This window comes from Xanthomonas sp. 3307, from assembly GCF_014199735.1.
Classification (GTDB): Bacteria; Pseudomonadota; Gammaproteobacteria; order Xanthomonadales; family Xanthomonadaceae; genus Xanthomonas_A; species Xanthomonas_A rydalmerensis.
On record NZ_JACHOG010000001.1, the window covers coordinates 1 to 20,775 of the forward strand.

Sequence of the window (20,775 nt, forward strand, 5' to 3'; positions counted from 1 at the left end):
GCCATCCTCAAGGCCGGCGGCGCCTACGTGCCGCTGGATCCGGACTATCCCGCCGCACGCCTGCAGCAGATCCTCGACGACGCCGATCCGGCCCTGCTGCTGGTCGACGCCGCCGGCCGCATCGCCCTCGGCGACGGGGCGCTGCCGGGCCGCCACGTGCTGGACCTGGACCATCCGCATCCGGCCTGGCACCAACAGCCGCAGACCGATCCGGATCCGCACGCCCTCGGCCTGCACGCCCGCCACCTGGCCTACGTCATCTACACCTCCGGGTCCACCGGAACTCCCAAGGGCGTAATGATCGAACATGGCTCGGTCTGCAATCAGATCTGGGCACTGAAAAGCCTCTACGGGCTGACTGCGCACGATCGCCTCCTGCAGTTCTCGTCGCCATGCTTCGACGTCTCGGTGGAGGAAATCTTCGGCGCGCTTTGCAGCGGCGCCACGTTGGTGCTGCGGACCGATGCCTGGCTAGCCTCCGCGTCCACGTTCAACGAGCTTTGCACCGCCCACGGCATCACCGCGCTCAGCCTGCCCACCTCGCTCTGGTCGCAGTGGGCCGACGCATGGAGCGAAGCACGTGCACCGCGGACGCTGCGCCACATCGTCATCGGTGGCGAAGCGACCAGCCGGCACGCGCTGCAGGCCTGGTTCGGTGACGGGGGCGTCAGGCCGACGCTGTTCAACTGCTACGGCCCGACCGAGACGACCGTCAACGCCACCAGCCAGGTGGTACGTGCGCAAGACCCGGCAACGCTCATCGGCCGCCCCGTCGCCAATACCCGCGTCTACATCCTCGACGCGCACGGTCAGCTGGTGCCACCCGGCGCGGTGGGGGAACTGTGCATCGGCGGCGTCGGCGTTGCCCGCGGCTACCTGAACCGTCCGGCGCTCAGCGCCGAACGCTTCCTGCAGGACCCGTTCGTCGCCGATCCCGACGCCCGCCTGTACCGCTCCGGCGACCTGGCGCGCCACCTGCCTGACGGCAGCATCGAATTTCTCGGCCGCAACGACCACCAGGTCAAGCTGCGCGGCTTCCGTATCGAACTGGGCGAGATCGAGGCGCGTCTGGCCGCGCACCCCAACGTGCGCGACAACGTCGTGCTCGCGCGTGGCGAGGGCACAGACAGGCGCCTGGTCGCCTATGTCGTCCCCCGTGCGCACAGCGAACCGGGCAGCAACGACGGCACTTCCGAACTGATCGCGCGACTACGCGCGCACCTGGCCGCCGGCCTGCCCGACTACATGGTGCCAGCCGCGTTCGTCATCCTGCACACATTGCCGCTGACCCCAGGCGGCAAACTCGACCGCAACGCGTTGCCGGCGCCCGACGATGGCGCCTTCGCGCGCCACGACTACGTCTCACCCCGAAGCCAGGCCGAAACGCTGCTGGCCGGCATCTGGCAGGAACTTCTCGCGCTCGATCGCGTCGGCATGCACGACAACTTCTTCGATGTGGGCGGCACCTCGCTGCACATCATCGCGCTGCGGCAGAAGATCCACGACAACATCGGTGTCGACATCTCCATCACCGACCTGTTCGCGCACCCGACCATCGCCAGACTGTCTGAGCACATATCGGTCGGCATACAGCAACCGGCGGCGGTCGGCCCGACGCCGGAGCAGTCCGCCGCCTCCGATCCGGGATGCGCGATCGCGGTGATCGGCATGGCCGGCCGTTTTCCCGGCGCCAGCGACGTCGCGACCTTGTGGGCCAACATCGCCAATGGCGTGGAATCGCTGCGCCGCTTCAGCCGGGAAGAGCTGCTGGATGCCGCAGTGGAACCGGCCCTGCTCGACCATCCCGGGTTCGTGCCGGTGCGAAGCCTGCTGGACAATGTGACCGACTTCGACGCCGACTATTTCGGCTTCACCCCGCGCGAGGCGGAAGTGACCGATCCGCAGCAGCGCATCCTGCTGGAATGCGCGCATGAGGCGTTGGAGACCGCAGGCTACGGCGATGCCCGAAGCGAACGGCCGGTCGGCGTCTTCGTCGGCGTTGGCGAAAACCAATACGTGCTGCAACACCTGCTGCCGCAGCTGGACGCCTTTTCGGCGCTGGGCACCAGCATCGTGCACGCCAACAGCAAGGACTTCGCCGCCACGCGCATCTCTTACAAGCTGAACCTGTCGGGCCCGGCCGTCAACGTCAACACCGCCTGTTCCACCTCACTGGTGGCCGTGCACCTTGCCTGCCGCAGCGTTGCGCAAGGCGAGAGCCGGATGGCGCTTGCCGGTGCGGCCGGCATCGCCGAATTCGGTCCAGGCGGCTATCGATACGAGGAAGGCAACATCAACTCGCCGGACGGCCATTGCCGTGCGTTCGACCGTGACGCGCGGGGAACGCGGGCCGGCAACGGGGCGGGCGTGGTACTGCTCAAGCGGCTGGACCATGCTCTGGCCGATAACGACACCATTCACGCCGTGATCAAAGGATCGGCGGTCAACAACGATGGCGCCGACAAGGTCGGCTATACCGCCCCGAGCGTGATCGGACAGGCGCGGGTCATCCAGCAGGCTCAGCGCAACGCGGACGTATCGCCGGCGAGCATCGGCTACGTGGAAGCGCATGGCACCGGCACCGTGCTGGGCGATCCGATCGAAATGCGCGCACTCAGCCACGCCTTCGCTGGCGAGCCTGCGCAACGCTGCGCCATCGGATCGGTCAAACCCAACATCGGTCACCTGGATACCGCGGCCGGCATGGCCGGCCTGATCAAGACGGTGGAGGCACTCAAGCACGGGCAGTTGCCGCCGAGCATCAACTACCTCCAGCCCAACCCCGAGATCGACTTCGCCGCCAGTCCGTTCTACGTGAATACCCAACTGCGCCCCTGGCCCACGCAGGACGGGCCGCGCCGCGCCGGCGTCAGCGCGTTCGGTATCGGCGGCACCAACGCGCACGTCGTACTGGAGGAAGGCCCGCAGGCGGCGAGCGACTCGGCAACGCGGCCGGCGCAGTTGCTGCTACTGTCGGCACGCAGCGCGGAGGCCTTGCAGGCGGCAAGTACGCGGCTTGCGGACTATCTGCGTAGCGACCAGGCGGCGCCGCTGGCAGACGTTGCCTACACGCTGCAAACCGGCCGCACGGCGCACGCCTGGCGCCGCGCGGTGGTCTGCACGACGGCCGCGGACGCCGCCACAGCGCTGACCTCGGCCCCGGCCGAGGCGACCAACACGTCGGACCCGCATGCTTCGCTGATCTGGATGTTCCCCGGACAGGGAGCGCAGCACGCAGGCATGGCCGGCGAGTTGTACAAGACCGAACCGGTGTTCCGCGAACAACTGGACGCCTGTGCGGAAGGATTGCGTACCGCGCTTGGCCTGGACCTGCGCGAGTTGCTGTATCCACCGCACGAGGCACGCGAGGATGCCAACCGGCAATTGGTCCAGACCTGGCTCGCACAGCCGGCGCTGTTCGCCGTGGAGTACAGCATGGCCCGGCTGCTGCAGTCCTACGGACTCACTCCGGATGCGATGATCGGCCACAGTCTGGGCGAATACGTCGCCGCTTGCCTGGCGGGCGTATTTTCCCTGCAGGATGGATTGAGGCTGGTCGCAACGCGCGGCCGCCTGATGCAGGCAATGGCACCGGGGCGGATGCTGTCCGTGCGCGAGGACGAGGAACGCCTGCGGGCGAGGCTGTCCGACTGCGCTGTGGACATCGCCGCAGTCAACGCAAAGGGCAAATGCACGGTGTCCGGCGCCCCCGCCGCCATCGCTGCACTACGTGAAAAGTTGGTCGCCGAGGGCATCGACTGCCGGGATCTGGAAACATCGCACGCCTTCCATTCGGCGATGATGGAGCCGATGCTCGCTGCATGGCGCAAGACGCTGAGCACCGTGTCGATGCATGCGCCGCGCCTCGCCTACGTGTCGAACCTCAGCGGCGGCTTCATTTCCGCCGAGGAAGCGACCGACGTGGAATACTGGGTGCGGCACCTGCGCGGCACGGTCCGCTTCGCCGAAGGCATGGACGTCCTGCTGTCGCCGACCTCGCCACTGAGGAGCCGATGCGTCTTCGTCGAGGTGGGCCCCGGGCAGGCGCTGAGCGGCTTCGCCCGGCAGCGCGTGCATGCAAGCGCGCATACCGTGGTCCCGGCCCTCGGCCACGCCACCACATCGGATCACGACGCCCGATCACTGCAGCGTTGCATCGGCCAGATCTGGGTGCATGGCGCCGGCGTCATCGACTGGGCCGCCTATCACGCCCCCGCGCGCAGGCGACGCGTGCCGCTGCCGACCTATCCGTTCCAGCGCCGCAGGTTCTGGGTGGATGCCCCCCGTCATGTTGCGCAGGCAGCACCGTCTGCCGACGCGCGCCGTCCGCATCAGCAAGACTGGTTCTACGCTCCGTTGTGGCGGTTGCGCGGCAGCAAGGCCAGGCCGGGCAGCGCTCACGCCACGCATCCGCTGACCTGGGTGGTGATGGCCGATCGCGGTGGAATCGGCGAGCGCCTCGTGCAGCAACTGCGTCACGCGGGGCAGCGGACGATCACGGTGTGCAATGGCGATCTATTCGCCCGTCTCGGTCCGGACGACTACGCGATCGTTGCCGACGACCCGCGCCACTATGGTGAACTTGCCGACAACCTGGAACGCGACGGTCTGCGCATCGACCGCCTGGTGCACCTCTGGTCGTTGGAGCGCTGCCAGGCGCAGACCGAACTGCGCGGCTTCGACCTGTTCCTGGCGCAGCAGCGCAACGGCTACTGCAGCCTGGCGTTCGCCATCGCCATCCTGATGGCGCGGCTGCAGGCCGACGACGCGGCGATGCACGTGGTGACGCACGACCTGTTTCGTGTGACCGGCGCGGAACTGCTCGCGCCGCACCATGCACCGATCCTCGGCCTGTGCAAGGTTGCGCCGCAAGAACATCCGAACCTGCGCTCGCGACTTATCGATCTCAGTGACCCGTACACGGAAGACCGCAGCGAGGGCGCCCTGTCCGCGGCAAGCGCCAGCCTCTTCGGCGAACTGATGACCGAACGCAACGACAGCGTCGTCGCCTTTCGCAACGGAGCGCGCTGGACGCAAACCTACGAGCCCCGCAAGGTGCCGGACGAGCACCTGCAGCCACGCATCAAACGCGGCGGCGTCTACGTGATCACCGGCGGTCTGGGCAAGGTCGGATACGCGCTCGCCGAACACCTGTCAGCGATGTCCGCCAAGTTGGTGCTGATCGTGCGCGACGAATTGCCGCCGCGTTCGCTATGGGCCAACTGGATCGCCGAGCGCAGCCCGAGCGACCCTGTGGTTCCGAAGCTGGGACGGCTGCTCGCGCTCGAGTCCAGGGGCGCGCAGGTCCTCGTCTGCCAGGCCGACGTTACCGACGAGGCACAGATGATCGATGCCTTCGAGCAGGCCGAAATCCGTTTCGGCGACATCGACGGCGTGATCCATTGCGCGGGCCAGGTCCGCGATTCGATGCACTCCCTGGCCGACACGACGCTCGAGCGCAGCCGCGCCCAGTTCCTTCCCAAGGTCAAGGGCACGATGGTGCTGCAGCGCGTGCTGAAACACCGGCGCGTGGACTTTTGCGTCCTGATGTCATCGCTGTCGAGCGTGCTGGGCGGCCTGGGCTTTTCGGCATACGCCGCCGCGAACGCCTACATGGACGCCTTTGCCACCGCGCGGCATGCGCAAGGCGACGAGGCATGGTTCAGCATCAACTGGGACGGCTGGCACTTCGCCGGCGAGCCCGCCAAGGAAAACGCCCATGGCGTCGATGGCCGCGAAGGCGCGCAAGCGCTTGCATACGCCCTGTCATGGTCGGATGTGCCGCAACTCGTCCATTCGACCGTGGATCTGCAGGCGCGCATGGAGAAGTGGATCGACAAGTCGCCCCAGGACGCGGCGGGCATGCAGCTCTATGTCCGTGGCGGCGGCACCGCCTGCGTCGCGCCGAGCACCACCATCGAGTTCCAGCTCCTGGAGATATGGCAGCAACTACTGGGCATCCAGGACATCGGGGTGCGCGACGCATTCTTCGACCTGGGCGGTGACTCGCTGCTCGCCACGCTGCTGGTAGCCCGCGTCAATAAGGCGTTTAACGTGAACCTACCGATCCGCATCGTCTTCGAGGAGGAGACCATCGAGCGCATCGCGTTAAAGATCGACGATCTCACCAAGCGCCCGCCGCAGGGCAAGCCACTAGCGCTCAAGCGCAGCGGTGAACGCCCCCCCTTGTTCTGCATCCACCCCGGCAGCGGATTCGGGCGCCCGTACATGGCGCTGCTGCGGCACCTTCCCGCGGATCTGCCGGTCTATGCGCTGGAGGCGCGCGGACTGAACGACGACGACACGTTGCCGGAGACGATCACCGACATGTGCGCCGACTATATCGAGCAGATCCAGGTCATCCAGCCCATGGGGCCCTATCACCTGCTCGGCTGGTCGTTCGGCGCCATCGTCGCCCACGCCATGTCGGCCGAAATGCAGAAACGCGGCCTGGCGGTGGCCAAGCTGATCATGATCGACGGCGCACCGCTCTACGACGAGGAGTGGCCGCAGCAGGCCGTCGAAGAGCACCGCCTGGACCTCGAATCGCGCCTTTCCAGCTACAGGGACTACCAGACGGCGTCGGAGGACCTGAAGCAAACCATGATCGCGCGGATGAGCGCCATCCAGAGCAACAACATCCGCCTGGCCTACTACCGCGATCCATCCCCCTTCCATGGAAACGTACTGATGATCATCGCCAAGGACTCCGATCGCCCGGAGAAATACGAATTCTTCAAGAAGTACATCCGCGGGGACGTGACCGAGCTGAAGGTGCCATATCACCACAACATCCTGCTGACGAGCGAAGCCCTGGAAAGCTACGCGCCGGACATCTGCAGATTCCTCGACGCCAATACGTTGCGGCAAGAGACCCGGCTGGCGACAGAGGCATAGGAACCACGGGACGAATTCCTGGCGCCCGCGAACGGTGCCTTGGTCGGCGATTGATGAAGGAGCGACGATGTTTGGCTACTACTTCCACCTTGGCTTGCGCAGCCTGATGCGCAATCCCGTGTTAACCGGCTTGATGGTGCTGTCGATCGCCGTCGGCGTAGCCGCATCGATGACCACCTATGCCGTATTCCGCGCCACCTCGAGCAACCCGATTCCGGAAAAGTCCGCACAGCTGTTCGTGGCGCAGATCGACAACTGGGGACCCACCGAAAACATCGAGAACGGTGGCGAGCCACCGCGTGCCTTGAGCTACAAGGACACCATCGCCCTGATGCGCGACCATCGCGCGATGCGGCAGACAGCGCTCTACCCGATCAAGGCATCGATCGTGCCCGCCGACATGGCGCTGCTACCGTTTCAGGTGAGCAGCTACGCGACCTACTCGGATGCCTTCCCGATGTTCGGCGTTCCCTTCCTCTACGGCGGGGGATGGTCGGCGGCCGAGGACGAGTCACGCGCGGCCGTGGCGGTGATCAGCCGCTCGCTCAACGACAGCCTCTTCAAGGGTGCGAACAGTGTCGGCAAGGAAATCAATATCGATGGCAGGAGCTACCGCATCCGCGGGGTGATGGATCGCTGGAATCCCCAGCCGCTGTTCTACGACGCGGCCAATACCGGAGGATTCGACAAACCCGCGCAGCTGTTCATCCCGTTCACCCATGCCATCAGCCTGCAATTGCCGACCAATGGCAACCGCAGCTGCTACAAGACGCCCGGTGCGGGATGGGAGGCATGGCTGCAGTCCGAATGCGCATGGATCGCCTATTGGGTCGAACTGCCCGACAAGGCGAGCGCGGAATCCTATCTGAACTACCTGCGCAACTATTCGGCACAACAGCAGCAGTCCGGACGCTTCAACTGGCCGCCCAACGCGCGCCTGCGCGACGTGGCGCAATGGCTCGACTACCTGAAGATCGTGCCGCCGGAGTCGAAGATATCGGCGCTGCTGGGCCTGGGCTTCCTGTTGATCTGCCTGGTCAACACCATCGGCCTGTTGCTGGCCAAGTTCATGCGCCGCGCAGCGGAGATCGGCATCCGTCGTGCGCTGGGCGCGCCGCGCAGCGCCATCTACATGCAGTTCCTCGTGGAAGCCGGCACCGTCGGCCTGGCCGGCGGCGTGCTCGGTTTGCTGCTGACCGGCCTGGGAATGCTCGGCACCGACCTGGTGTTCGAGCCGGAAATCGCGCGCCTGGCCGAGCTGAACGTGTCTTTGGCGGCACTGACCCTGGTGGTGGCGACGCTGGCCACCGTCATCGCGGCGCTCTACCCGATTTGGCGCGCGGCACAGGTGCAGCCGGCCTGGCAACTGAAAGCGAACTGAGGCGACAACCATGCGACAACTTGCTCCCATTCTTGCCGCGCTCAAGAAACACAAGGCCGGCACCATCCTGATCGCATTGCAGATCGCACTCACGCTGGCAGTCGTCTGCAATGCGCTGTGCATCATCCAGCACCGCATCGAACGTATCTACCGACCCACCGGCCTGGCGGAACACGAGCTGCTGACGATCCAGAGCGACCGTGTTGGCGTTGCGCCCAAGGACATGCCGCCGCTGATCGACGCTGATCTGATGGCGTTGCGCCGCTTGCCGGGTGTGGAGGACGCCACCGAAAGCAATTCGTTCCCGCTGGGCGGAGACAGCTGGCCAGAGGGCGTCCGTCTGGATCCGAATGCACGGGAACGAATGGCCCGCACCGAGCTGTACTTCGTCGACGACCATGGTCTCTCCACGATGGGCGCCAGGCTGATCGCCGGACGCAACTTCCATCCGAGCGAAATCCAGACCGGCGACGAGCACGACTTCGCCTGGCCGGGCCAGGTGATCATTACCAAGGCGCTCGCAGACAAGGTATTTCCGGACGGCGGTGCGCTGGGCAAGGCAATTTACCTGGGGAACACTGATCCAACGCCGAGCACCGTGATCGGCATCGTCGATCATCTACAGGCCTCGTGGTCCGGCGCCGACAGCTATGGCTACATGGACAACGTCACGCTGCTACCGATGCGGCTCACGCGCAGCGACAGCACCTACCTGGTGCGTGCCAAGCCGGGGCAGCTGGACGCGGTAATGCGCTCGGCGCCAGCGACCTTGGTCAAGCTCGATCGCATGCGCGTTTTCCCGGCCGAGCGAGGCGTTCGCACCTTCACGACGGTGCGCGAACAGGTCTATAAAAGCGACCGCGGAACGGCCTACTTGATGGGGGCCATCTCCCTGGTGCTGCTCGGCGTCACCGCGGCGGGGATCGTCGGGCTGACCAGCTTCTGGGTCGGCCAGCGACGAAAGCAAATCGGCGTGCGCCGCGCCCTGGGCGCGACCCAGCGCGACATCGTCAACTACTTCCTAACCGAAAACCTGCTGATCGGCATGATCGGCGTGGCGCTTGGCAGCGTACTCGCGATCGGACTGAACGTCTGGCTGATGAGCTCGTTCGAACTGACCAGGCTCTCTCCGCTCTACATCCTCGTGGGCATGGTCGTACTGCTGCTGCTCGGCCAGGGCGCGGTACTGGCGCCGGCATTACGCGCCTCGCGCGTACCGCCGGCGGAAGCAACCCGCTCGGCATGAAAAGCCTGCGTCAGCCATCCGGCGCCACGTCTCGTATCAGCGGCAATGCCACCCCATTGCCGCAACAGCAGGGAGCTTATTACGACATGAGCAACTCACTCCTCCTTTCAGGCGTCGCCGACTGGCGCCAGCGCATCGATGCCGCACGGAATGATCGCTGCGATCTCGACATCCTTCTGAAGGATACATGGCGCCACAAGATCGTCGTCAGGGACGACGGCCGCGACTTCGGTTCGGCGCATACCGTGTCGGCGGTGATAGAGCACGCCGGATATGCCAGCCTGATGGATTTCATCGCTGGCAATCCGGACACCTCGATAGCGGCGATGGCGCTGGTGAGCCTGCATAGGGTGCTGGAGGCCTATGGCAACGGTGCGCAGACGGTGGTTGGTTATATCCGTAGCAGCCGCGACGCAAGCGGCGACGCGCCACAGAGGCTGCAACCATCCATCATCGATCATCGGCTGCAATCGTCCCTGAGCTGTCTGCAGGCGACCCAGGAAATCGAACGCGACCTGCGCCAGGATGACGCGTTTGTCCTCGCGGACGCGCTGCTCGGTCAGGGCTGCTTCGACGCCGTCGTGCTCGACGCTGCCGATCGCCTGCCATCCTCGGCGACGGCCTTGCCGCTGGCGCTGCTCGTGCACGACGACCGTGCCGACCGCCGCCTGCAATTGCGCATGAGCTACGCGCCCGATCTGTTCGAAGACCAGACCATGCGCGGCGTTCTCGACATCGTCGTGGAAGTGCTGCACCAGATCGTGGCACGACCGCACGGCACGATGATCGACCTGGAATTGATCTCCGAAGACCAGAAGCAACAGCTGCAGCAATGGAACGCCACCGACGGCGACTTCCCGGAAGCTTCGCGCCTGGACGAGTTGTTCGAGCAAGCGGCCGGCGCATCGCCCGAGCGCTGCGCCGTTGTCTGCGGCCAGGATCGGCTTTCCTATAGCGAGCTGAACGGGCGATGCAACCGCATGGCGCAGTGGCTGCTGCGGGAGGGCGTGAAGCCCGGCGAGATCGTCGGGCTGTATCTCGACAAGAGCTACAGGATCGTCGTCGCGACACTGGCGCTGTGGAAGGCCGGCGCGGCCTATACCCCATTCGATCCGAGTTACCCGCCCGAGCGCATCCAGTTCACCATGCAGGACACCGGTTCGCGGCGCATCCTGACCCATCGCCACTATTTCGATCGGCTTCGGGAGATGCTGTCCGAGGCCAGCCTCGACGTCGAACTCGTCGACATCGAGCAGGCATTGCAGGACGACAATGTCGCCGCCACGAATCCGAACCTGGGCCTCGGGTCCGACCAGGTCGCCTATGTCACCTATACCTCCGGGACCACCGGCGTTCCCAAAGGGGTGGCCAAGCTCCATCGCAGCGTCGTCAACAGCATTACCGACCTCTCCGAGCGCTACCGGATGCGTCATGCGGGCATCGAGCACGTCGCCCTGTTCGCTGCACTGGTGTTCGAGCCATTCATGCGGCAGACCTTGATCGCCCTGATCAACTCGCACACCCTGGTCGTGGTTCCGGACGACGTGAGGCTGGATCCGCTGCGCTTTCCCCGTTTCGTCGCCGACCACCAGATCAGCTACCTCAACGGGACGCGCTCTGTACTCCAGCATTTCGACCTCAGCCACTGCAGCTCGCTGAAACGTCTGCTGCTGGTGGGAGAGGAACTGACGCCATCGGGTCTGCGGACCCTGCGCGAGAAGTTCCAGGGCAGGATCGTCAACGAATACGCGTTCACCGAAACCGCATTCGTCACCGCCATCAAGGAGTACCCGCCGGGAGACGCCACCCGCAACGACCGCAGCATCGGCCGGCCGCTGCGCAACGTGAAGTGCTACATCCTCAGCCAGAACATGAAACAGGTGCCGATCGGCGCCATCGGCGAGTTGTACATCGGCGGTGCCGGTGTGGCGAGCGGGTATCTGAACCGCCCGGAGCTGTCCGCCGAGCGCTTCCTGGCCAATCCTTTCCAGACCGAGCAGGAGCGGCTTGCGGGCCGCAACGCCCGCATCTACAAGACCGGCGATCTGGCGAAGTTCCTGCCCGATGGCCAGATCGAATTCATGGGGCGCAGCGATTTCCAGCTCAAGCTCAATGGCGTTCGCGTCGAACCTGGCGAAATCGAGGCGCGGGCACTGGAATTTCCCGGCGTTCGCCAATGCGTGGTGGTAGCGCGCGGCGACTCGATCGAAACCGGAAACTGGCGCCTGATCGGCTACTACGTCGCCGACACCGATCAGCCGGTCTCCGAAGCCGACCTGCTGGCCTTCCTCGAATCGCGCCTGATCCGCGTGATGGTCCCCGCACGCATGGTACGCATGGACGTCCTGCCGGTGAACGTCAATGGCAAGGTCGACCGTCATGCCCTGCCTGACGTCGGGCTGCATGCCCTGCCCACGTCGCTCCTGGACCAGGACAGCGCCGCGCTGGCGGAGGAAGGCGTCGTTGGCGTGTTGAAGGCTGAGTGGGGCGAAGTGCTCGGCATCTGCGCCGGCGAGATTGGCGAGGACGACGATTTCTTCCGTCAGGGCGGCCAGAGCATCAGTTGCCTGCAGCTGATCATGCGGATATGGCAGCGGATCCGCATCGCAGTCAGCGTCGAGGACGTATATCGGCTGAAGACGTTCGGCCAGTTGTCCCATCACCTGACCCTCAAATTGGCGCAGGAGGCCGAAGCGCCGGTCGTCCCGCGCAGCGAGGACGGCGGCGACGGCAGCGACGGCAGCGACGGCGTCACGATGCTGGCCACCGGACTGCAGCAAGGCATGCTCTACCAGTGGATGAAGAGCGCGGCCACCAATGACGCCTACGTCATGCAGTCGCTTCACCACTACCACCGCGCCATCGATGCCGATGCCATGCGCCAGGCATGGAGTCTTGCGCAACGCAAGTATCCGAGCTTGTCCCTGCGCTTCGAGTGGCGAGAAGAGGCCCTGCAGCGAATCGAACGCAACGATCGCTCACTGGCGTGGCGCTACATCGACCTGAGCCAGATGCACGACCGCGGCGAGCGCGACGCCTACCTGGCGGCGCTGCAGCGACACGACCGGATGGAACCTTACGAACTCGATCAAGGCCAACTGTTCCGGGTCTACCTGATCAAGCAGGAAGAGCAGCTGTACTCGCTTCTGTTCAGTTGCCACCACATCATCCTGGATGGCTGGAGCCTTCCGCTGCTGCACGACACCGTACACCGGTTCTACATCCAGCTGCGGCGCGGCGAGTCGATCGAACTGCAGGAGGACACCGCCTACGTCGCCGCACAGCGCTACCTGGAATCGCATCGGCACGAGCACCTGCAGTACTGGCAGGAACAGTTCGAACGTCTGAGCGACAGAGGCGATTTCGCCGGCATCGTCAACGCGCAGCACCGCTACAAGGCCGATTTCGGCGACTACGACAGGATTCTCGAGCACCGTACCAGGACCTTGTCCGTGGATGCGCGCTGTGTGGCCGCAATCAAGCGCTGGTGCGCGCAGAACCGGGTGACCATGCATTCGGTGCTGCAGTTCGCGTGGCACAAGGTACTGTTCGCGCTCGGCGGCCACCCCATCACCGCAGTGGGCACGGTCGTCTCCGGTCGCGGCTTGCCGGTCGATGGCATCGAGGATTCGGTCGGCCTCTACATCAATACTCTACCTGCGATCGTCGATCATGCCGAGCAGGCAGGCAAGACGATCGCCGCAGCACTGATCGACATCCAGGAAACCATCAACCGGATGAACAGCCGCAGTGCGGTAGAGCTGTTCATGGTCCAGACCACAGGCAGCAAGCGGCGCCTGTTCGAAACCTTGCTGGTGCTGGAAAACTATCCGCGGCTGCTCGGAGAAGACGAAGCCACGCTGCACCACGAGTACCTGCACTTCGAAAAGTCTTACGACGCAGACAAAGTCGATTATCCGATCGCCGTGGTTGCACGTGAACATGGCGACGCGCTCGAAGTCGATCTGTGGTATGCCGGCGAACTGTTCGATGACGACACGATCGACAACTTGCTGGGAACGCTGGATGCCGTGTTCCAGCAGATTCCGCACGACTTCGAACGCCCGGCACAGGCGCTGGAACTGATCAGCGACGGCGATCGCCGCCGATTCGAGGCCTGGAACCGGACTTGGACCGATTTTCCCGCCGAACGCACCTTGCACGCGGCATTCGAAATCGCGGCGGAGCGCTGGCCGGACGCGATCGCGGTGGTGGCGGGCGAGCGGCGGCTGAGCTACCGCGAACTGAACCGGCGCGCAAATCAGCTCGCGCGCCTGTTGCTCGCACACGTCGCGCTGAGGCCCGACGATCTGGTCGGCTTGGTGGTCGACAAGAGCGAGTGGATGATCGCGGCGATCCTCGCCGTGTGGAAGACCGGCGCGGCATACGTCCCGATCGACCCGTCCTACCCGGACGAGCGGATCCGCTTCGTCCTCGAAGACACCCAGGCGCAACTGGTCCTGGCCGACGTTGCCCACGCAGGGCGTCTGGACCAGCTCGTGGACGACCTTCACTGCCAGGTGCTTGGCCTCCAGGGCCTGCCTCTGGAACGCCATGCGGCGGACAACCTGGAGAGCCCCGCAGCCAGCACCGATCTGGCCTATGCCATCTACACGTCCGGCACCACCGGCCGGCCGAAGGCCGTGCTCATCGAGCACCGGGGCGTAGTAAACCTGCATGCGTCGCTCGAGCAGTTGTTCGGGCTGCGCAAGGACCAAGGCGACGAAGCCATTCTGTCCTTCTCCAACTATGTCTTCGACCATTTCGTCGAGCAGATGACCGATGCCCTGCTGTCCGGGCAGACCCTGGTGATGCTCGACGACGCGATGCGCAGCGACACGTCACGGCTGTATGCCTACATGAACCTGCACGGGGTCACCTACCTGTCCGGAACGCCATCGGTGCTGTCCCTGTACGAATACGGCAGCATTCCCTCGTTGAAGCGAATCGATGCCATCGGCGAGGACTTCACCACACCGGTCTTCGACAAGATCCGTTCCACCTTCGATGGCCTGATCATCAATGGCTACGGACCGACCGAGATCTCCATCACCAGCCACAAGCGCCTGTACCCCAGGCACGTACCGCGCCTGGACAAGAGTATCGGCCATCCGGTCGCCAATACCGCCTGCTACGTCCTGAACCCGGGCATGCAGCGCGTGCCGGTCGGCGGCGTGGGCGAACTCTACATCGGTGGCATCGGCGTGGCGCGGGGTTACCTGAATCGCCCCGAGTTGACCGCGGAGCGCTTCGTCTCCAATCCGTTCCAGACGGCTGAAGAGATGACGCAGGGAGTCAATGCACGCCTGTACAAGACCGGTGACCTGGTGCGTTGGCTGCCCAACGGCGAACTCGAGTATCTCGGCCGCAACGACATGCAGGTGAAGATCCGCGGCCAGCGCGTGGAGCTGGGCGAGATCGAGGCGACCCTGTCGTCCTATCCGGGCATCGCACGTGCGATCGTGCTGGCTCGCGAGTACGCGGATTCCGCCGCCGGCGGCGCTTCGCAGAAGTATCTGGTCGCCTTCTACCTCAGCGCCGGCCAGTTGCAGGAGACCGAACTTCTGCAGTGGATGAGGGCCAGGTTGCCACAGGCCATCGTTCCTGTACGCATCATCCGGATTCCCGAGATTCCGGTGACCGGCAGCGGCAAGCTGGATGTCAAGCGCCTGCCGCCTACGGAGTTCGCGATTGGCACCGACACCGACTACGCCCCTCCCGCAAACGAGGTGGAGCGGGAACTCTGCCGGCTCTGGTCACATGTCATCGGTCTGGCCCCGGACCGGATTGGCAGCCGCGACGATTTCTTCGGCGTCGGCGGCGACAGCCTCCGCGCCATCAAGCTGGCGCAGGCCATTACCCAACATTTCGCGCAGAACTTCAATGTCGCCGCGGTGTTCGCACATCCGAACATCGCCGCGCAGGCCCGCTTCCTCAAAGCCAACGCACATGCCATCGGCACCGATCGTGCCTCGCCCGCCGGCCTGGCCGAGGCGTCCGGCGCGATGACGCCGGCTTCCCTGGCGCAGGAACGCCTGTTGTTCATCGACGACCTGGTGGATGGCACCGCCGCCTACAATATCCCCTTCGCCTTGGCGATCGACCTGGACCGCCCCACCGCACAGGACGACGTCGCAGCAGCGCTTCGCGCCCTGCTGCGACGCCATGCAGCGCTACGCACCCTCCTGCAAGGCACGGATGAGGGCCGCCGCATCCAGCGCATTCTCCCGGCAGAGCAAGCCTTGCTGCGGTTCGAACTGCGATGTTCCGATGTATCCGACCGCAATGCGCTGGATACGCTGCTCGTGGCCGAAGCCGGCCATGTGTTCAGACTGAACGAAGAACTCCCGCTTCGCGCCCACCTTCTTACCGTCGGCGGCATGCCCCATCGCATCGTGGCCAGCCTGGTTTTCCACCACAGTTGCTTCGACGGCTGGTCGTGGCGGATTTTCCGCGAGGAACTGCAGGCACTGCTGCAAGGAACAGCATACGACGCACTGCCACCACTGAAGGCGACCTACGCGGATTTCGCTCTCTGGCAGCAGCAACAGCTCACCGAGCAGCGCATGGACGCGTTGTTCCACTACTGGGAACGTTCGCTCGCCGGCTGGCAGCCGCTCAACCTGCCGATCGACCATCCGCGCCCAGCGCAATTCGACTATCTCGGCCGGGAGATCGTCTTCGACATCGACGTCGGCACCTCCGACCAACTGAAGGTCCTGGCGCAGACCACGCGCACCAGTTTCTTCAGCGTACTGCTCGCCGCCTACTACCTCACGCTCAAGGTCTACAGCGGGCAACACGATCTGATCGTCGGCACCCCATCGGCCAACCGCAGGCACGCCGATTTCGATGGCGTGGTGGGGTTCTTCGTCAACCTGCTGGTGCTGAGGACCAGCATCGACGGCAGTGGCCGACTGCTGGACTACCTGCGAGACGTCGGCGGCGTCGTGCTGCAGGCGCAACTGCACGAGGACCTACCGTTCGAACAACTGGTCAAGCGCCTGGAAGTCGCCAAGGACACCAGCCGCCATCCTATCGTCCAGGCGGTCTTCAGCCTGCTGAACAGGGAGTCGGTGGAGACTGGTTGGTCGGCGATCCATGTGCACGTGCCAGAGGACGAAGGCAGAACCACGGCCAAGTTCGACCTATCCGTGACCGTTTCCGAAAAGGCCGACGGGCTTGGGGTCAACTTCACTTATGCCGCGTCGCTGTTTGATGCCGCGAGCATCGACGGCATCATCGCCACCTATCGGCATATCCTTCAGGAGTTCTGCCGTCTCGCGCCGATGGCCGAGTCCGCTGCGTTGTCCGACATCCGCTATGTCGGCACGGACCTGCGTGCACTGCCGGCGGCGCCCCTGGCCGTACCGCGACCGGCCGAGACCTTGCACGCCGCCTTCGAGCGGATCGCCGCAGACATGCCGCACGATGTCGCCCTGGTGCATGGCGACACACGCCTGACATATGCCGACCTCAACGCACGCGCCAACCAACTGGCGCATGTCCTGCTGAACCGCATATCGCTCGAACCCGACGATTTCGTCGCGCTGGTGCTGGACAAGACAGAGTGGTCCGTGATCGCCATTCTCGCCGCATGGAAGGCCGGCGCTGCCTATGTGCCCATCGACCCCGGCTACCCGGACGAACGCATCGCGTTCATGCTGGAAGACACGCGCGCACGGATCGTGGTGACGGAAGCCGCCCACGAACAGCGCGTCCAGCAACTGGCACGCCATCACGACATACCAGTCGTGAACGTGCAGACGCTGCCACTGCAGGACGCAACGTTGCCGAACCCGGCGACGACTGCCGACGGCGGCCACCGCGCCTACGCGATCTACACGTCGGGCACCACCGGCAGGCCCAAGGCCGTCCTGGTGAGGCACCGCAATGTGCTGAGCTTCCGCGATGGCCTGGCACGTCGCTACTTCGGCGATGCCGAGGCCGGATCGCCGCGCCGGGGTGTCCTCTTCCTCGCCAACTACGTGTTCGATTTCTCGGTGGAGCAGCTGGTGTTGTCGATCCTGAGCGGCAATACCTTGATCATTCCCGAGTCCACACTGGTGTTCGACGACGCATTCTATCGACGCATGAACCAGGAACGCCTGAGCTATATCAGTGGCACCCCGACCCACCTGCAACTGTTCGACCTGTCCCGATTCGATCACCTATGCGCAGTGCTTGTCGCGGGCGAAACATTTCGACGCCATCACTTCGAGAAGATCCGCCAGGAGTATCGGGGGCCCTTGTACAACGCCTACGGAACCACCGAAACCAGCGTCTACAACACCATCAGGTACTTCGCGCCCGACGCGCCGTACCGCAACGACATTGGCCAAGCCATCCCGAACAGCGCGCTGCTCATCCTTGACGACACACTGCGCGAACTGCCGACGGGTGGCCTTGGCGAGATTCACTTGGGGGGCGATTGCGTCGGCGCAGGTTATCTCCACCGCGACGAACTGACGCGCGAACGCTTCATCGCCAATCCCTTCCAGAGCGCAGAGGATCGACAACAAGGGCGCAACGGCATCCTGTACAAGACCGGCGACCTGGCCCGGCGCCGCCACAGCGGCGAACTGGAGTTCTTCGGCCGCAACGACCGGCAGGTGAAGATCAACGGCATTCGCATCGAAACCGGCGAGGTCGAGGAGGTAGCCGCGTCCTTCCCGGGCATGACGCAATGCGCCGTGATCGCCCGCTGCGACGACGAAGACGGCGGCGACAGGCTTGTCTGCTACTACGTCGCCGAACCAGCGCTCGACGAACATGCCCTGTCCCGCCATCTGCGTTCGAAGCTGCCAGGGGCGATGATGCCCTCGAGCCTGGTCAGGTTGGAGCATGCTCTACCACTGACCGTGAACGGCAAGCTCGACACCGGCGCGTTGGCGCGCCTGTGCCCAGAGGAACCCGGCGCAATCTATGCGGCGCCCTCGCAACGGATCGAATCGCGCCTTTGCCGCATCTGGAGCGACGTTCTGCATGGCCGGGCGGTTGGGATCCACGATAACTTCTTCCAGATCGGCGGCGACAGCATCGCCGCTCTGCACCTGACCAGCCAGATCCGCAGGAAGTTCGGCCATAAGGTCAGCGTGAAGCACATCTTCGACTTTCCCACTGTCTCCGCGTTCGCCGAACATGTCCTGAAGGATCCGGCAGACAGGTTGCCTGCGCAGGCCCATGCGGCACCTGCCGGCGAATGTCCGCTGCTGCCCATCCAGGCATGGTTCTTCGCCAAGGAGTTGCACGACCGCGGGCACTGGAACCAGTACCTGACCATCCGCACTCCTGCGCTGGACACCGACCGGCTGCGCATCGCGCTCGACAAGCTGTCGCGACACCACGATGCATTCCGCCTCAGGTATAGAACCGCGACGATCGCCCCCACGGGCATCACCCAGTTCTACGCTCAGGACAGCGACATTCCGCTCCACGCTATCGATCTGCGCGTCTCCGGCGAAGAAACACTGGCGTGGCAACTGGCTGCACTACAGGGCGGCTTCGACCTCGAGCGCGGGCCGCTGTGCAGGGCTGCCGTGGTACATGGATTCGCCGACGGTTCGGCGCGCATCTGGATTTCCTTGCATCACCTGATCGTGGATTCGGTGAGCTGGGAAATCCTGTGTCGCGATCTGGAAGCCCTCTACCATGGCGCAGAACTGGATCCGCCGGCGGGCGACATCCTCCGCTGGGCCCAGGCGTTGCAAGCGTATGTCCCGGCAGCCGGAGAAGTGCAGCATTGGCAGCAGATCGCGCAACAGGTCACGGCGGACCGGCCGGTGCTACGCGCGGACCCGTCCACAGCCGCCGGCCATCGCACGCGCTTCGCGCTCAGCGACGAAGACACGGCGGTGTTGATCGGCCGCGGGCGCAGAGCCGGTGAGGCGCACACGCTCGACCTGATGCTTGCCGCGCTGGCTCGAGCGCTGCGCGGCATTACCGGCCGGACCCGTCATTTCGTTACCATGGAAAGCCATGGCCGGGAAATACTGCACGATGCCCCGGACGTACAGGACGTCTTAGGGTGGTTCACCGCCATGTATCCACTCGCCATCGTCGGCGAGGACGACATGGGGCAAAGCCTGGCGGCGACACGTGCGAACCGCGATTGCGTTCCCTCCAATGGCGTCGGCTACGGCGCGCTCCGCGGTGTCTACGGCAGCGACGCTGCTCCACTTCCCGAGATCAGCTTCAACTACCTGGGTAGCTTCGCCGATCCTGGCACCGCCGACGCAGGCGATGCGCACGATGGCACCGCGCGCTGGCGACTGGACCCGGCGATGTGTGGCATCAGCACGTCCGGCAGCGATCAACACGCGAGCGACTGCGTAATAGATATCACCGCACGCTGCATCGGGACGCGGATGGTAGTGGATGTGGACAGTCGCTTGGCTGCCGAACAGGCCAGGCAATTTTCCAGGTCGCTGGAAGCGGCGCTGCAAACGTTCTGCGCGTATGTGGGCAAGCACGCGACGCAACGCGCCGACCCCGCAAAGCCCTCCCCCGCGCGTCCCCGCACCGTGGATTTCGAGCCCTACTTCGTCATCAACGAAGCCACGGCCGGCCCCACGCTGTTCGTCCTTCCGCCCGGCGAAGGCGGCGCGGAAAGCTACCTCAACAACCTGGCGAAACAGCTCCCGACCCTGCGCCTGGTGCTGTTCAACAACGTGCACCTGCACAGCCCCATGCAGTCCTTCGAGGAAATCGCCAAGTACTACATGCACCACGTACGCCAGCTGCAACCAAGCGGCGCCTACAACTTCTTCGGATGGAGCTTCGGCGGCGTGGTCTCCCTGGAGATGTCGCTGCAACTGCTGCGCGAGGGTGAAGCGGTTTCGAATCTGCTCATGGTCGATTCGTTCTTCAACGTCGAGAAGGCGGTGGACGATCTATGCCTGCCTAAACATGCAAACTCGCTCGATCCGATCAATCACCGCTACAGACCAAATCAAAAGGCGCTGGCAACGCTGGCGGAAACCGCCGACAACATCGTGCTCTTCAAGGCCGTTGAGCCCATTGCCGACCATCGCAGCGACGAGCAGCGCAAGGTCTTCGAGTACTACGCGAGTTCGCCCTTCAACAATCTCGATACGTTGCTGCCGCCGTCGTCATTCACACTGCAGACCCTCGGAGACAACAGTCATTTCTCCTGGATCCACGAGAAAGCGACCGTAGGCAAGGTGTGTTCGACGACGGCATCCCTGATCCAGGAAAGGGCGACCATCTAGACCCGAGCGCAACACGACAT

General features: G+C 64.6%; 4 protein-coding genes. All 4 read left to right on the top strand.

Going from position 1 to position 20,775, the window contains the following annotated elements:
- The first annotated feature begins 3 nt into the window (after positions 1–3).
- The 4 genes from GGR64_RS00005 (at position 4) to GGR64_RS00020 (ending at position 20,755) form a co-directional block, all read left to right on the top strand.
- Entirely contained in the window at positions 4–6,897 is a 6,894-nt protein-coding gene (locus GGR64_RS00005; protein WP_326520300.1) for a polyketide synthase, read from the top strand.
- Between the two features lie 67 nt (positions 6,898–6,964).
- Positions 6,965–8,278 carry an ABC transporter permease gene (locus GGR64_RS00010; protein ID WP_184448737.1) on the top strand — a complete coding sequence of 438 codons (1,314 nt, stop codon included), beginning with the start codon at positions 6,965–6,967 and terminating at the stop codon, positions 8,276–8,278.
- A gap of 10 nt (positions 8,279–8,288) precedes the next feature.
- A complete protein-coding gene (locus GGR64_RS00015; RefSeq protein ID WP_160964841.1) occupies positions 8,289–9,524 on the top strand; it encodes an FtsX-like permease family protein in 1,236 nt (411 codons plus the stop codon).
- Entirely contained in the window at positions 9,521–20,755 is an 11,235-nt protein-coding gene (locus GGR64_RS00020) for a non-ribosomal peptide synthetase (RefSeq protein ID WP_260302392.1), read from the top strand. The genes GGR64_RS00015 and GGR64_RS00020 overlap by 4 nt, the downstream gene beginning before the upstream one ends.
- Positions 20,756–20,775 lie beyond the last annotated feature (20 nt).

Excerpts from the sequence above, each read along its gene's own strand:
- GGR64_RS00015 (WP_160964841.1), top strand. The coding sequence starts at position 8,289 with ATGCGACAACTTGCTCCCATTCTTGCCGCGCTCAAGAAACACAAGGCC.
- GGR64_RS00010 (WP_184448737.1), top strand. The coding sequence starts at position 6,965 with ATGTTTGGCTACTACTTCCACCTTGGCTTGCGCAGCCTGATGCGCAAT.
- GGR64_RS00020 (WP_260302392.1), top strand. The coding sequence starts at position 9,521 with ATGAAAAGCCTGCGTCAGCCATCCGGCGCCACGTCTCGTATCAGCGGC.